At 71.7% G+C, this 14,403-nt stretch carries 10 protein-coding genes and 1 pseudogene; 7 read left to right on the top strand and 4 right to left on the bottom strand.

What is annotated here, in order from left to right; genetic code table 11:
• Window positions 1-31: 31 nt before the first annotated feature.
• Window positions 32-3,013, bottom strand: coding sequence for a beta-galactosidase (locus KVT45_RS26930; RefSeq protein ID WP_217551665.1), 2,982 nt, complete (start codon window positions 3,011-3,013; stop codon window positions 32-34).
• Window positions 3,014-3,086: 73 nt separating this feature from the next.
• Here KVT45_RS26930 and KVT45_RS26925 point away from each other — a divergent pair, with 73 nt between their 5' ends.
• On the top strand, window positions 3,087-3,545 hold the full coding sequence (locus KVT45_RS26925) for an Rrf2 family transcriptional regulator (protein WP_089101486.1): 459 nt from the start codon (window positions 3,087-3,089) through the stop codon (window positions 3,543-3,545).
• A gap of 181 nt (window positions 3,546-3,726) precedes the next feature.
• The gene (locus KVT45_RS26920; RefSeq protein WP_217551664.1) at window positions 3,727-4,395 is read left to right on the top strand and encodes a DUF4360 domain-containing protein; all 669 of its coding nucleotides are present in this window, start codon (window positions 3,727-3,729) and stop codon (window positions 4,393-4,395) included.
• Window positions 4,396-4,440: 45 nt separating this feature from the next.
• Here KVT45_RS26920 and KVT45_RS26915 read toward each other — a convergent pair whose 3' ends face one another.
• Window positions 4,441-5,418 carry an Lrp/AsnC family transcriptional regulator gene (locus tag KVT45_RS26915; protein ID WP_217551663.1) on the bottom strand — a complete coding sequence of 326 codons (978 nt, stop codon included), beginning with the start codon at window positions 5,416-5,418 and terminating at the stop codon, window positions 4,441-4,443.
• Between the two features lie 112 nt (window positions 5,419-5,530).
• Between KVT45_RS26915 and KVT45_RS26910 the strand changes: the two genes are divergently transcribed.
• Together KVT45_RS26910 and KVT45_RS26905 are read left to right on the top strand one after the other, a co-directional pair.
• A complete protein-coding gene (locus KVT45_RS26910; RefSeq protein ID WP_217551662.1) occupies window positions 5,531-6,982 on the top strand; it encodes a carboxylesterase/lipase family protein in 1,452 nt (483 codons plus the stop codon).
• Window positions 6,983-7,137: 155 nt separating this feature from the next.
• Complete coding sequence (locus KVT45_RS26905; RefSeq protein WP_308310871.1) at window positions 7,138-7,851, top strand: sigma-70 family RNA polymerase sigma factor; 714 nt, start codon at window positions 7,138-7,140, stop codon at window positions 7,849-7,851.
• On the opposite strand, the gene KVT45_RS26900 is transcribed toward KVT45_RS26905, so the two are convergent.
• On the bottom strand, window positions 7,762-8,748 hold the full coding sequence (locus KVT45_RS26900) for a GlxA family transcriptional regulator (RefSeq protein WP_217551660.1): 987 nt from the start codon (window positions 8,746-8,748) through the stop codon (window positions 7,762-7,764). The genes KVT45_RS26905 and KVT45_RS26900 overlap by 90 nt on opposite strands.
• Before the next feature lie 404 nt (window positions 8,749-9,152).
• Here KVT45_RS26900 and KVT45_RS26895 point away from each other — a divergent pair, with 404 nt between their 5' ends.
• From KVT45_RS26895 to KVT45_RS26885, 3 genes are all read left to right on the top strand, one after another.
• Window positions 9,153-11,528, top strand: a complete 2,376-nt coding sequence (locus KVT45_RS26895; RefSeq protein WP_217551659.1) for a hypothetical protein — start codon at window positions 9,153-9,155, stop codon at window positions 11,526-11,528.
• Window positions 11,525-12,754 carry a peptidase S8 gene (locus KVT45_RS26890; protein WP_217551658.1) on the top strand — a complete coding sequence of 410 codons (1,230 nt, stop codon included), beginning with the start codon at window positions 11,525-11,527 and terminating at the stop codon, window positions 12,752-12,754. The genes KVT45_RS26895 and KVT45_RS26890 overlap by 4 nt, the downstream gene beginning before the upstream one ends.
• Window positions 12,755-13,065: 311 nt before the next feature.
• Window positions 13,066-13,950: an alpha/beta hydrolase-fold protein gene (locus KVT45_RS26885; protein WP_308310870.1), complete on the top strand. Its 885-nt coding sequence runs from the start codon at window positions 13,066-13,068 to the stop codon at window positions 13,948-13,950.
• A gap of 244 nt (window positions 13,951-14,194) precedes the next feature.
• Here KVT45_RS26885 and KVT45_RS56510 read toward each other — a convergent pair.
• Window positions 14,195-14,272, bottom strand: a pseudogene (locus KVT45_RS56510) (SMI1/KNR4 family protein); the annotation flags it as partial.
• Window positions 14,273-14,403 lie beyond the last annotated feature (131 nt).

The following is a 14,403-nucleotide window of genomic DNA, read 5'->3' as shown; positions in this document are numbered from 1 at the left end:
AACTGCGCGACCAGCCCCCACCGGCCCGCAGCTAACGGCCGGGGGAGTCCACCCCCACAACCTCCACTCCTCCGGCCGCACTCCCCAGCAACTCCAGTCGCACAACTCCGGGCCCGAACTCGCTCGTCCCATCCGAAAGCACAGCCAGGGCCAACGTGTTCGAGCCCCGCGTCCGCAAGATCCCGCTCGGCAGCACAAACGTGTGCTGCGGCCCCACGTCATTGACGTACTGCCCCAAGTTCCACCCGTTGAGGAAGATCTGCACCCGATAGGCACGCGCCGGATCATCCTCCAGCACCAGCCCCACCGAAGCATCGACCCCGTCCGGCACGGACATCCGGAACCCGGTCCGGTACCAGGTGACCCCCATCCCCTTGTCGGCGCGCGGAAGTTCGGCCGCCTCCCACCCGCCGTCCGCGAACCCGGGCAGATGCCACCCCTCCCGCTCCCCGTACAGCCCGCCGTTGTTCTGCGGCCCCCGCACGGGATCCGGCGCCGCGGCCCCCTGGATCCGCCAACTCACCTTCGGCGAGGCCCCCTTGAAGGAGGCGGCGGTCAGCCCGCGGGCCGCCTTGTGGGTGTCCAGGGACGCGCCGTCCATGTCGTGCTGCATCCGCCGCACCAGCACGGACAGCACATGCTGCTGCTTCCTTCTCTGCTTCTTTTTCAATCCGGCGGCGGAGAACTCGGCCGTGGCCGTCCAGCTCCCCTTCCGTACCGTCTTCGCGTCCGGCACCGGCATCCGGTGCGAGCCCAGCGGCACCCCGTCCAGCCAGGCCATCAGCATGCCCTGGGTGCCTGTGCTGTAGGCGAGGGAGACCGACTCCAGGTCCGACAGGTCACCCTCCACCCGGCCCCGGTACCAGACGTCCCCGTAGTGGAAGCCGTAGTCGTCGGCGAAGAGCACCGGCTGGCCCGCCGGGACCGCCGTCGTGCTGAACGACGTCTTCTTGTCGGCGACCGTCCATGCGGAGTCGTCGAAGCCGGTCGCCGCTTCAGGGTTCTCGGCCTTCCGGCGCCAGTCGGCGAGGACCGGCAGCGCCGGCCGCGGCGCCCCCGGCATGTCCGACAGGGCGACCAGACTCTCCGAGAGGCTCACCCGCGTCGGCACCGGCCGCCCGTTCCAGGTGACCGAGGCGATCCCGCGGGGTCCCCAGACCTCCAGGCCGGTCGCGCCGACCGTGTCCCCGGTGAGCTGGACGGCCGACCCGCTGATCTTCGCGTGGCGCAGCAGCGCCGGACCGTAGACGAGGAGCGTGCCGGACGGGGTGTCGTACGGGAACAGGCGCAGGGACGTCGCGTCGTCGGCGAAGAGAAGGAGCAGCGGGGTGTCGGTCTCGCCGCGCTGGACCAGGACCCTGGTCAGCCCGCCCTGCCCGAGCGGTGCGGTGACGTGCAGGACGCCCTGGTCGTAGACCCAGGCCGCCTCGGCGTCGAGGCGTTGGACGAAGGGCTCGGTCGGGCATTCGAGGACCAGGTGCGCCATCTCGCCGTACCGGCCGGTGAACAGGGCGACGTCATAGCGGCCGGCGGTGAGCACGAACATCGGCTGGGCGGTGCAGTAGCGCAGCTTCCGCTTGCCGAGGGAGAGGCCGGTGGTGACGAGCCGGGCGTCGTTGGCCGGGACGGTCATTTCGACGTCGTCGCCGTCGGCGGTCCGGAGCGTGGAGGTGACCTCGCTCGTGCCGTCGTTGCGCAGGACGTAGACGTGCGCCTGGGTGTCGGGGTTGGTGAGGTGGTACGTCTTCAGCCCGGCCACGTGGACGTCGGCCGCGCGGTCCAGCTTCGCGAAGTCCGGGACGCGCTGGAGGAGGTGGCCGAGCTGGTGCATCGGCGCGATCTTCGGCGTGACGTTGCGGGCCTCGTCGATGGCCGCGCCGTAGTCGTACGACGTGTAGACGACCGGCGCGGGCAGCCAGCCCCAGGTGGTGCCGCCGTAGGTCATGTAGACGTTGTGGAGGGTGAGGCCGTTGGCGAGGTTGGTGAGGTAGAAGCGGCGTTCGTAGGCCGCGTCCCGGGTGCGCCGGGACTCGGCGTACCCCTTGCCGCCGAACTCGACCCCGCCCCACGGGTCGAACCAGCCGCCCCCGAACTCCGGCACGAACCCGGGCGTACGCGGGCTCGCGGTCGCGCCGCCCTTGAGGCCGCCGATCCCGAAGTCACCCCAGTCCGGGGCGGGCTGAGAAGGCGAGGGATAGCCGTCGAAGCCGTACAGCCACTTGCCGGTCTCGCCGCCGGTGTCGAAGGAGCCGGGGATCCAGTAGCCGTTGCGGCCCTTGTCGTTGTGGAAGAGGGGGACGTCGATGCCGTCGGCCCGCACCTTCTTGTAGAGGTGGGACATGTAGGCGGGGCCGGTCGGGTCGGTGACGTGGCCGTCGTACTCGTTCTCGATCTGGTAGAGGAGGACGGTTCCGCCGCCGTCCGTGTGCTGGTGGCGGCGCACGATGCGGTTGACGGCCGTCAGCCACTCGTCGACGTGGCCGAGGTAGGCGGGGTCGGTGGAGCGGGCGGCGCCCTCGGTGGCGGTGAGCCAGCCGGGGAAGCCGCCGGCGTCGACCTCGGCGTTGATGTAGGGGCCGGGGCGGAGGATGACGTACAGCCCGGTCTCGGCCGCTGTGCGCAGGAAGAGATCGAGGTCGCGTACGCCGGTGAAGTCGTACTCGCCGGGTGCGGGGGAGTGGTAGTTCCACGCCACGTAGATGCTGACCGTGTTGTAGCCGTGCGCACGCATCTTCTCCAGCACGTCCCGCCACAGGGACGGGCTCGGGAGGCGGAAGGGGTGCAGCTCGCCGGACCAGACCACCAGCCGCCTGCCGTCGACGAGGAGGGAGTAGTGGTCGTAGCCGATCGTGTGCGGCTGCCCGTCGGCGTGCGGCGCGGCGGGGGGCGGACCGGTCGGCACGCTGCGCGCCGCGTACGCCGAGGGCGCTCCTGGCCCGCCGCTGCCGCCCAGGGCGAAACCGAGCGCGGCCGAGCCGGCGAGGGCACTGAAGGTACGTCTGCTGAGCGCCAAGGGATCCTCCCGGGCGATCTTACGGGGCGCGGGTGCGGCCATTGTCCACGGGAGGACGCCCCACAATGGACGCATGAGGATCTCGGCACGAGCGGATTACGCGGTACGGGCGGTACTGGAGCTCGCCGTACGGCAGGGGGAGGGCCCTGTGAAGGCGGAGGAGATCGCCGGTGCGCAGGAGATTCCGCACAAGTTCCTGGAGGGCATTCTGGGTGACCTCCGGCGCGCCGGGATCGTCGACAGCCGGCGTGGCGGGGGCGGCGGCTACCGGCTGGCGCGGGACGCGTCCGCGATCACCGTGGCGGACCTGATCCGCGCGGTGGACGGCCCGATCGTCTCGGTACGGGGGGAACGCCCGACGGGTCTGGCCTACACCGGCACCGCCCAGCCGCTGCTGCCCCTGTGGATCGCCCTGCGCGCCAACGTCCGCAAGATCCTCGAAGGCGTCACGGTGGCGGACATCGCGGCGGACGCCCTGCCGGAGCCGGTACGGGCGCTGGCGGCGGAACCGGCGGCGTGGGAGAACCCCTGAAGCCCTGACGGGCTGTGAAATCCGGGACTGTGAATGGCCGGAGTTGGCCCTGACCGGTCCGTGCGGGCGTTCCTACGATGCGAGCGCCCCGGTCTTCACAGGAAACACACAGATTCTTCAAAGGTGAACTACGGAGGGCCGCGGGCGTAACCCCCCACCCGATCACCGAACTGGAGAAACCATGGGATCCAGGAGACGCGGACTCCTGCTCGGCGGAGCGGTCGCCGCGCTGCTCACCGCCGGGCTGCCCGCTCAGGCCAAGGCCTCGTCGTCGCCGGTCTTCGACGACCCGCCGCCGGACAAGATCGTGATCAACGTCGCCACGGTGAACGGCTCCGGCTGTCCGCAAGGGACCACCGCCGTCGCCGTGTCCGAGGACAACGAGGCCTTCACCGTCACCTACAGCGCCTACCTCGCCCAGGCCGGCGGCAACTCCGACCCCACCGCCTTCCGGCGCAACTGCCAGCTCAACCTGGTCGTTCACGTGCCGGGCGGCTTCACCTACGCCATCGCCAGCGCCGACTACCGCGGTTTCGCCTCGCTCCAGCCGGGCGCCACCGGTACCCAGCGCGCCTCGTACTACTTCCAGGGCTCGTCCAACACCGCCGCCGCGAGCCACCCCTTCGGCGGCCCCTACAACGACAACTGGCAGGCCACCGACACCAACGACTGGGCCCAGCTGGTCTGGGCGCCCTGCGGGGTCCAGCGCAACTTCAACATCAACACGGAGCTGCGGGTGAACGCCGGGAGCGCGAACCCCGGCAAGGTCAGTTTCATGACCATGGACTCCACCGACGGTGACATCAGCACCGTCTACCACCTGGCCTGGAAGGAGTGCCCCGGCAAGTAGCCCGACGGTCACCGGCTCCCGGCCGGTCACCGGCTCCAGGGCCGGTCACAGGCTCCCGGGCCGGACCAGTCCGGTCCGCTTGACCCCGCTCAGGATCGGCGTGACCTCCATCGTGGAGACGTGTTCCAGGGCGCCGATCGTGTCGCTCAGGAAGCGGTAGAGCGCGTCGAGGTCGGTCGCCGCGACGGCCACGAGCAGGTTGGCCGGGCCGGTGGTGGCCGAGGCGAAACGGACCTGTGGATGGCGGCTCAGCCGCCGGCCGGTCTCCTCCAGACCGCCGGGGGCGACCGTCATCCACAGCAGCGCCTCGGTACGGATGCCCAGCCGGGCGAGATCGACCTCGGTCGCGAGCCTGACGACCAGGCCGTCCGTCAGCGCCTCCAGGCGCCGGCGGGCGGTCAGGGCACTGATGCCGGCGCGGTGCGCGAGCTCCGTGTAGGAGGCCCGCCCGTCCTCGACCAGCCCGGCGATCAGCTGGTGGTCGACGGGAGCGGGCGAGGGGCGCGGGGCGGCCTCCGGCAGGTCCTGGCGCAGACCGGCCAGCTCCTCCGCCGACAGCAGGCCGCCGCTCCAGCCGAAGCCGGCCGGGAAGACCCGCAGCAGCGCGTGCGAGGTCCAGGACTGGACCGCCGCGGTGGCCGGAAGGTCGCGCAGCAGCAGGTTGTTGCGGGCGTCCGCGCCGTCCAGGAACAGGATGGTGCAGATCTCGTCGCCGCCGCCGAGGATGTCCACCCAGATCGTGTCGGGGCGGCGGGCCAGGGTGGCGGCGATGGCGCTGATCCGGTTGGGCTTGCAGCGGATGCGCAGGGCCAGCGGGATCAGGTCGGGGAAGCACACGGGGTTGCGGACGGCCGTGGCCCGCAGTGTGCCGTCGTGGTAGAGCGGCGCGGCCCGCCGGACCACGGTCCGCTCCGAGATCCCGAGGACCCGGCCGACCGTGCGCCACGAGGCGCGCGGGGAGGCCAGCATCGCGGCGGCGATCCGCCTGTCGATCTCGTCCAGCTGATGGCGTGCTTTCTCCATATCTCCAGATCATATGGCCTGTATTCGCGATTCGAAGCCTGCTTTCTGGCTCATTTTCACACCCCCGGTGAGGATCGGAGACGTCGCAACCGAACCGAGAGAGGTGAGCACCATGGCGGACATCGAGCACCCGGTCGTGGCCACGGACCGGGGCAGGGTCCAGGGGGTCGCGGAGGGCGGGGCGGTCTCCTTCCGGGGCATCCCGTACGCCGCGTCGCCGGTCGGTGAGCTGCGGTTCGCCGCGCCGCGGCCGCACCCGGGATGGACGGGCGCGCGGGAGGCGGTGCATTCCGGACCGGCCGTTCCCCAGGGGCCGTCCCGCCTCGAACAGGTGATGGGACATCGTGAGCCGGACTGGAACGAGGACGGCAGCCTCACCGTCAACGTCTTCGCGCCGCGCGGGGCCCTGGCGGACGGCACGCCCCGCCCGGTCCTGGTCTGGTGGCACGGCGGCGGCTTCACCAGCGGCTCCGGCGGCTGGGACTGGTACGACGGCGGCCGCCTCGCCGCCCTCGGCGACATCGTGGTCGTCACCGCCAACTACCGGGTGGGACCGCTGGGCTACCTCTACCTCCCGGAGATCGGCGCCGCCAACCTCGGCCCCCAGGACCAGGCCGCGGTGCTGCGCTGGGTGCGGGACAACATCGCCTCCTTCGGCGGCGACCCGCGCGAGGTGACGGTCGGCGGCCAGTCGGCCGGCGCCTACTCCACCCTGTTCCTGGCGCTCGACCCGCAGACCTCCGGCTTCGTCGACCGGGTGCTGGTGCAGAGCGGCCCCTTCGGCCTGGCGCCGCAGGACCCCGGGGCCGCGGCCGAGAACGCCGAGGCCTATCTGCGCCTGCTCGGCATCCCGGCCGGCGCCGACACCGCGAAGGCCCTGCGCGCCCTGCCCGCCGAGCAGCTCCTGTCCGCCTACGGACAGCTCGCGGGCCGGCTCGCGCGCCCCGGCAACGCCGCCCCGCCGATGTACCCGGTGCTCGGCGCCCCCGGCATGCCCCGCACCTGGCAGCGGGCGCTCACCGACGGCGCCCTGGAGGGCAAGCCGCTGCTCATCGGCACCACCGTCGACGAGGTGACGTCCTTCTTCGCCTTCGACCCGCACATCCAGAACCTCACCACCGCCGGCGCACTGGACCTCCTGTCCGCCCAGGCCGGTGACCGGGCCCGGGAGATCTACGACGCGTACGCCGCCCGGCTCCCGCAGGGCACCCCCGCGCAGATCTTCACCGCGATCGGCACGGACGCGCTCTTCCGCGACGGCTCGCTGGAGATCGCCGACCACCACGCGGCCGGCGGCAACGCGACCCACGTCTACGAGTTCGACTACCGCCCGGCCGAGGACCCGCACTCCCTCGGCGCCGCCCACTGCGTCGAACTGCCCTTCCTCTTCAACACCTTCGACGCCTACCCGGACAGCCCGATGCTCGGCAGGGTCGGAGCCGCCCAGCGTGCGCTGGGCCACGAGTTCGGCACCGCGGTCGCCGAGTTCGTCAGCACCGGCTCGGTCCACGACTGGCTCCCGTACGCCCCCGCGACGGCCGCCCGTGTCCGCCACTTCGGCTGAACCGGAACGACGGCGCGCCCGGCCCCGGCCCGGCCCGTCCCGGCGCGATGCGTCCCAGCGAAAGGACCACGCGCCGGGGCGAAAGACCGCCGCGGCGCCCTGCACCAGGCTGGATCGCGGCCGAAGACGACCGAACGCATGAAGAAGGTGCAGCCGTGGCGGCGAACTCCTCCCGGGAAGCGGCGGCGGCCGGTACCGCACGTGCCGACGACGCGGCGCTGACCCGCGCGGCCCAGTCCGGTGAGGCCGCCGCCCTCGCGGAACTGCTGGAACGGCACCGGGCGGGGATGCGGGCGGTCGCGCTGAGCCTGCTGGGCTCGGGTCCGGACGTCGAGGACGTACTCCAGGACACCGCGCTGACGGCGCTGCAACGCATCGGGGACGTCCGTGACCCGGCGGCGGTCGGCGCCTGGCTGCGCACGGTCGTGCGCAACGCGAGCCGGGCCGTGCTGCGCGACCGCGTTCCGGTGCGGCCGGTGGACGAGGTGGACCTCCCGTCCCCGGAGGCCGGTCCGGAGGAGTGGCTGGAGCGGCGCGCGGCCCGCGACTGGCTCTGGGAGGCCCTGGACCGGCTCTCCCCGGCCCTGCGCACACCGCTGGTCCTGCGCTATCTCACGCCCACCGTCACCTCCTACCAGCAGGTCGCGGTCGCCTGCGGGGTCCCGGTGGGCACGGTGCGCAGCCGCCTCAGCCAGGGCCGCGCCAAACTCGCCCTCGCCCTGGCGGCGACGGCGGACGCCCCGCACGCCGACGCCGGCCGGCGGGTCCGGGCCTGCCGCTCAGACCTTGCTCGCCGATGTGGCCCGGAACGTGTTCCGGTACGTCTGCGGGGAGACGCCGATCGCCGCGTGCAGGTGCTGCCGCAGTGACGTGCCCGTGGCGAAGCCGACCTCGGCCGCGATGCGGTCGACCGTGAGCTCGCTGCTCTCCAGGAGATGGCGGGCGCGGTGCACCCGCTGCTGGATCAGCCAGCGCCCCGGGCTCGTCCCCGTCTCCTCCTGGAAGCGGCGGGCGAAGGTGCGCCGGCTCATCCGGGCATGCTCCGCCAGCTCCTGCAGGGCGAGCGGCCGTTCCAGGTTCTCCAGGGCCCACGCCCGGGTGGCCGCCGTACCGGTGGCGCCCTCGTCCGGCACCGGCAGGTCGATGTACTGCGCCTGGCCGCCGTCCCGCCACGGCGGTACGACACACTGCCGGGCCACACTGTTGGCGACCGCGCTGCCATGGTCGGAGCGCACCACGTGCAGACAGACGTCGACACCGGAGGCCGCACCCGCCGAGGTCAGCACGTCTCCGTCGTCGATGAACAACACGTCCGGATCCAGGGCCACCTGGGGGAACATCCGCCGGAACCGCGGCGCCAGCGCCCAGTGCGTCGTCGCCGGCCGCCCGTCGAGCATCCCGGCCGCCGCGAGCGTGAACGCCCCCGTGCAGATGGAGACGATCCGGGTACCGGGCCGGATCCGCGCCAGCGCGGCGGCGACCGGCTCGGGCAGCTCGTCGGCGATCCGCGCCATGTCGTACGGCGGCACGACCACGGTGTCCGCACTCTCCAGCGCCTCGGGCCCGTGCCCGACGGTGATCGTGAAGTCGGCGTTGGTCGCCACCGTACGGTCCTCGGTCGCCGCGCAGGTCACCACCTCGTAGGCCCCCGGGACGTAGGGGAAGATCCGGTTCGGGATCCCCAGCTCGAACGGGTAGACCCCGTCGAGGGCGAGTACGACGACCCGGTGGGGGCGGGTGGGCCGGAATTCGGCGCTGATGGACATGGCACGATTCTATCGCTTGCCGCCTATCAGGCCATCGTGCGCGGCAGCGCAGCCGTACCGGCGCCCGCCGGGAAGAACGTCCCGACGGTGATCTCGTCCGGCGTCACGTGCCGCTGCGCACCGGACACGGTGGTGGTGCGGCGCGCGGCGCGAGATCGCCGTGCTCGGGTGACAGCCGCCCGCGGACAGCCGCCTGGCGATGCGTCAGAAGCCGGATTCCGGCCGACGCGGCGTTCTTGTGCGATGCCTCTCCCGTCCCGATACTGATCGCGAACCACGCGCCAAAGGCGGCGTGCTTGCCCCAGTTAAGGTCACGACTTCGGGTGCAAAGTCGCCGTCGCGTGCGAAGTCCGGCCTCTCTGCGGTGAGTTCTCGTGCCCGAACCCGAGGAGGCTGGACACCCGATGCCGTTCCCCCCACTCAGGCCCCCGAAGAGACCCGCCGGACGGCGCCGTCTCGCCGCCGTCTCCGTCGGCCCGGCCTGCGCTCTCCTGACCACTCTTCCCGCCGCGGCCGACACCGGTACCGGCACGGACACCGACGCCACCCCGGCGACGGCGACCGGTGTCAGCACCGACACGACGACCGTCACGCTGGTGACGGGCGACCGGATCGTCGTGACCACCCGGCCCGGCCGGAAGCCCACGTACGTCGCGCTCCCCGCCGCGGGCGAGGACGGCGCCGTCGAGTCGTACGACGACGCGTCCGGCGACCACTACGCCATCCCCGCGGTGGCGATGCCCTACCTGGGCAACGGACTCGACCGCTCGCTCTTCGACATCACCCGGCTCGCCCAGGAGCAGGAAGGTTCCGGCACCGCCGGCGCGGCCTCTGACAACGTTGCCAGTGCTGGTGGCGGCGGCCGAATATCCGTCGACCTGTCCTTCGCCCCGGGCGCGACTCCGGCCGGCCCCGCAGGGGTCACCCTGACCTCCGTGTCCGGTGCCACCGCGCGGGGATATCTGACCGCCTCGTCGGGCACCGCGTTCACCGCGGCGCTGCGCAGGGCGATCGGCGACGACGTGGCCGCGGGCCGCCGGCCGGGCAGCACACCGCTGTCCGACGGGCTGACCTCGATGAGCCTGGCCGGTGCGCCGAGCGAAGACACCCCCGACGGCACCGTCAGCCCCAAGTACCCCCTGAAGATCCTGCAGATCAACACGACGGGGCTGACCGGTCTGCCGGCCACCGCCTACCTGCAGCTGTACAACACGGACTCGCTCACACGCGAGAACACCTCCGTCACCGCGGTGAACGGCGTCGCGCGCGTCGCGGTGCCGGCCGGGAACTACGGGCTCTACGGCCTCTTCTACGACTACGACGCGCAGGGCCGGCTGTCCGCCGTGCGCCAGTTCACCCTCAGCGACTTCGCCGTCTCCGCCACCGGGACCACCGCGGTGTCGCTCGACGAGACCACCGCGAGTTCGTTGTTCTCGGTGCGGACACCGCGTCCGGCGGTCCAGGACATCCTCATGGCGCACTACTTCCGGCGGGACGCGACCGGCGCCCTGACCAGCATGCTGCTGACGATGTGGGGCAGCACCCCGCTGTACACCAACGCACAGCCCGCAGCCGCGGTCGGCGAGATCCACGACGTCGTCCAGTGGGGCGCCACGGCGGCCACGGCGGGCGACGCATACCGCTACGACCTGGCGTACGGGTCGGACGGGGTGCCCGCGGACCAGACGCATGCGGCGACGGCCGGCACGTTCGCCACGGTGCACCAGCACTTCGCCATCGACCCGGCGGCGAACAACACCTACCACGGCTCCCTGCTGACCGGCTTCGTCGACCCCTACAACGAGGCCGGCGGGGACACGCAGGTCAGCCCGTGGGACGGGCAGGTGTGGCCCGCCGACCTGACGGAGTACCTCGGCACGGGCGACGGCGGCACCTGGGCGCAGATGGCCAGTTCCCCGGGGGCCGTGTGGCAGTACGCCGATCCCGTCACCTTCGCCGGCGGCCGCTCGTACTCGGTCGACTGGAACCACGGCCCGCTGAGGCCCGCGCTCGCCCGGCACGTCGGATACCAGTTCTGCTACGCCTGCGCGGCGGGGCCGAACCTCACGATGATCCTGGAACCGGCGGTCGACAGCGTCTCGACGCACGTCGGCTTCTACGCGTTCGTGACGGTGCCGCAGCACTTCACCCTGTACGCGGACGGGCAGCAGGTCTTCGACTCGACGAACCAGTACGGCGTCGAGATCAAGGGGGCGCCGACGACGCCGACGACCTACCGCACGGTGTACGACACCGACCTGAGCGCCAATCCGGCGTTCAGCCAGTCGACCAGGACGCACACCGACCTGACGTTCCGGTACACCCCGCAGACCGGTGGCGGCAGCGCGCTGCCCGACACGGACACCTGCTTCGGCAAGTCGGCGGACACCCCCTGCCAGATCCTGCCGGCCCTCACCCTCGGCTACCGGCTGACCTCCGACAACAACAACACGAGTGACCGGCCGATCCAGACCATGCGGCTCGACGTCGGCCATGTCTCCTACGACGGCGCCGGCTCGCACTCCCGGATCACCTCGGCGAAGGTGTCCGTCTCCTACGACGGAGGCACCACCTGGAAGCCCGCACTCGTCGTGGGCCGGCACGGGACGTACCAGGTCGCGTGGCTCAACCCGGCTTCCGCGCGCGGCACTTCACCCGCGCTGAAGGTGACCGCGACCGACGCGGCAGGCGGCTCGATCACCCAGACGATCACCAACGCCTACACCATCGCCAAGCCCGCCGCCACGTCGTCCACCGCCGCCAGTGGAGGTGCCCGATGACCCCGGCGACCCGTGCCCGTGTCCGAGCCCTGCTGGTGGCCCTGACCGCCGTGGCGGCGGCCGCGGCCCCGTCCACGGCGAACGCCACCTCGGCGAGCGTGACTCCGGCGTGCGGCGCCGCGAGCCCCGGCTTCGCGCGGTGCTTCTCCCTGGTCCGCACCGACATCGACGGGGGCAAGGGGGTCCGGGGCCCGAACGCCGCGGGCGGCCCGACCGCCGCCGCCACCGCCCTGCCCAGCGGGTACGGCCCCGCCGACCTGGACGCGGCCTACAACCTGCCGAGTTCGGGCGGCGCGGACCAGACGGTGGCGGTCGTCGACGCCGGCGACGACCCGAAGGCCGAGGCCGATCTGGCGGTGTACCGGCAGACGTACGGCCTGCCGCCCTGCACGACGGCCAACGGCTGCTTCAGCAAGGTCAACCAGCAGGGGCAGAGCGCACCGCTGCCGGCGGACCGCGGTTGGGGCGCGGAGATCTCCCTCGACCTGGACATGGTGTCCGCGGCCTGCCCGGACTGCCGCATCCTGCTCGTCGAGGGCAACGACGCGAGCGTCGCCAACCTGTCCAAGGCCGTGGACACCGCCGTCGCGCTGGGCGCCACCGAGGTGTCCAACAGCTACGGCACGGCCGAGGTGAACGGACTGCAGAGCTACTCGGCCTCCTACGGCCACCCGGGAGTGGCGATCACCGTGTCCTCCGGCGACTACGGGTACGGCGTGCCGAACTGGCCGGCCGATCTCACCAGTGTCACCGCGGTCGGCGGCACCTCGCTCAGCCGGGCGGCCAACGCCCGTGGCTGGACCGAGCAGGCGTGGGGCAACGCCTACGGCGGCGCCGGCAGCGGCTGCTCGGCGTGGATCGACAAACCGGCCTGGCAGACCGACGAGAACTGCCCCGGCCGGATGGTCGCCGACGTCTCGGCGGTCGCCGACCCGCTGACCGGTCCGGCGGTGTACGACAGCTACGGCGGCTATCCCGGGTGGGTCGTCATCGGCGGCACCAGCGCGTCCGCGCCGTACATCGCCGGGGTCATCGCCCTGGCGGGCAACCCGGAGCGGTACGCGGACGCGTCGTACTTCTACGGCGGTACGGCGGGGCTCAACGACGTCGTGGGCGGCGGCAACGCGGAGCGCGTGGACTGCGGCGGCGACTACCAGTGCAACGGGGTCACCGGCTACGACGGGCCCACGGGCAACGGCTCGCCGAACGGCCTCGCGGCGTTCTGACCGCTGGTGGGGGCCTGCACCGCCGGCCCCCACCAGCACCCTTACGGCCTGAGCCGGAGGGGTTTGCCGAGGCGGATCCTCGTGACGCACGGGAGGTCCTGCCGGTACCGGTACCGGCAGGTGGTCAGGTCTCCGTGCACGGGGCCGGTCACCCTGACGCGGGCCAGGTGGAAGACGTCCGTCAGTGGGGCAGCCGTGGCCACACCCCGGTCGTACTTGGCCCGTTTGGCTTCCCGATGGAGAAGTCAAGCCGTCCGGGGTGGGTCCCAAACCGCTTTGCGACGGTCGCGATCTCTCCTATGTTGGCCCGCGTGACGATCGAGGTGCCCTACCAGCCAATTCCGGTTGACCAGTCGGACGTTCGCTACGCCCACGGCCCCGACTCGGCTCTACAGCCGGACGTGCCCGTCGGGGAGACGATCGAGTTTGACTGGAACGACAGCGCGATCTACCCGGGCACGTCACGGAAGTTCTGGGTCCATGTGCCCGCACAGTACGACCCCGCCGAGCCGGCATCGCTGATGGTGTTCCAGGACGGATGGTGGTACCTGGACCCCGGAGGGGAGGTCCGCGGCGCGATAGTCCTGGACAACCTCGTCCACCGCGGGGACATCCCGGTCACCATCGGCGTGTTCGTCGACCCTGGCGTCTTCCCCGACGCTGAGGATCCGAAGAACCGCAACACCGAGTACGACGCATACGACGGTTCGTATGTCGGCTTCCTCCTGAACGAGATCATCCCCGAGGTCAGGAAGCACTACTCGATCGCCGAGGACCCGGATCAGTGGGGCATCTGCGGTGGCAGCAGCGGCGGCAACTGCGCCTTTACCGCGGCGTGGCTACGCCCGGACAAGTTCCGCCGCGTCATCGGGTACCTGTCCAGCTTCGCGCAGATGCCGGACGGCAACCCATACCCCGAAGTCATTCCCCGTGTTCCTCGCAAGCCGCTGCGGATTTTCCTGCAGGCGGGCCATCGTGACCTGCGCTGGAACGAGCCCGAGGCGAACTGGCTCGCCGACAACCTGCGTGTCGCGGCAGCGCTCGCAGAAGCCGGCTACGACTTCCGCCTCGTCCTGGGTGATGGCGGCCACAGCCCCAACCACGGTGGTGTCCTGCTCCCCGATGCCTTGCGCTGGTTGTGGCGGTCTGGTGATCGCCCGAACCAGCCAGTGGGCTTGGGTGAAGCGACTTCGTAGAAGCGGCCGTCCCGGATCAGGGCCCACAGAACGTTGACTCTGCGCCGGGCAAGGGCGATCACCTCCGCGCCGGGAACGGAGGTGTGCTGCCGCTCTGCAGCCTCCACGGCCTTCTTCGCAAGCTCCTCTGGGCTGCGGACGCCACACCCGGCACCCCTGGGCGGCCCAGCCATACGAAGGGCTCGACCATCCCGTGCCTGGAACGCAAGGCCGACCACAACGCTCAGCAGCACAGGGCGATGACCTACGACAGGGCTGTGATCTCGGCTTTCTCCAGCCAGTCGGTGTACCAGCGGGCGAACGTCACCGGCATACCGTCGTCGCAGCCCCCGTGCGTCCGGGGCCTCCACGACGATGAGAGGGTGGTTGCTCACGAACTCAGGGTGACTGTGCCGGAACGACCGTCCCGGAAGTGACACACCTCCCCTGCCGGGCGGACCGATGCCCTCTGCT

Origin of the sequence: Streptomyces sp. GbtcB6, assembly GCF_019091475.1 — a bacterium.
In the GTDB taxonomy this organism is placed as follows: Bacteria; Actinomycetota; Actinomycetes; order Streptomycetales; family Streptomycetaceae; genus Streptomyces; species Streptomyces hyaluromycini.
This window is presented reverse-complemented; position numbering and strand designations above follow the sequence as displayed.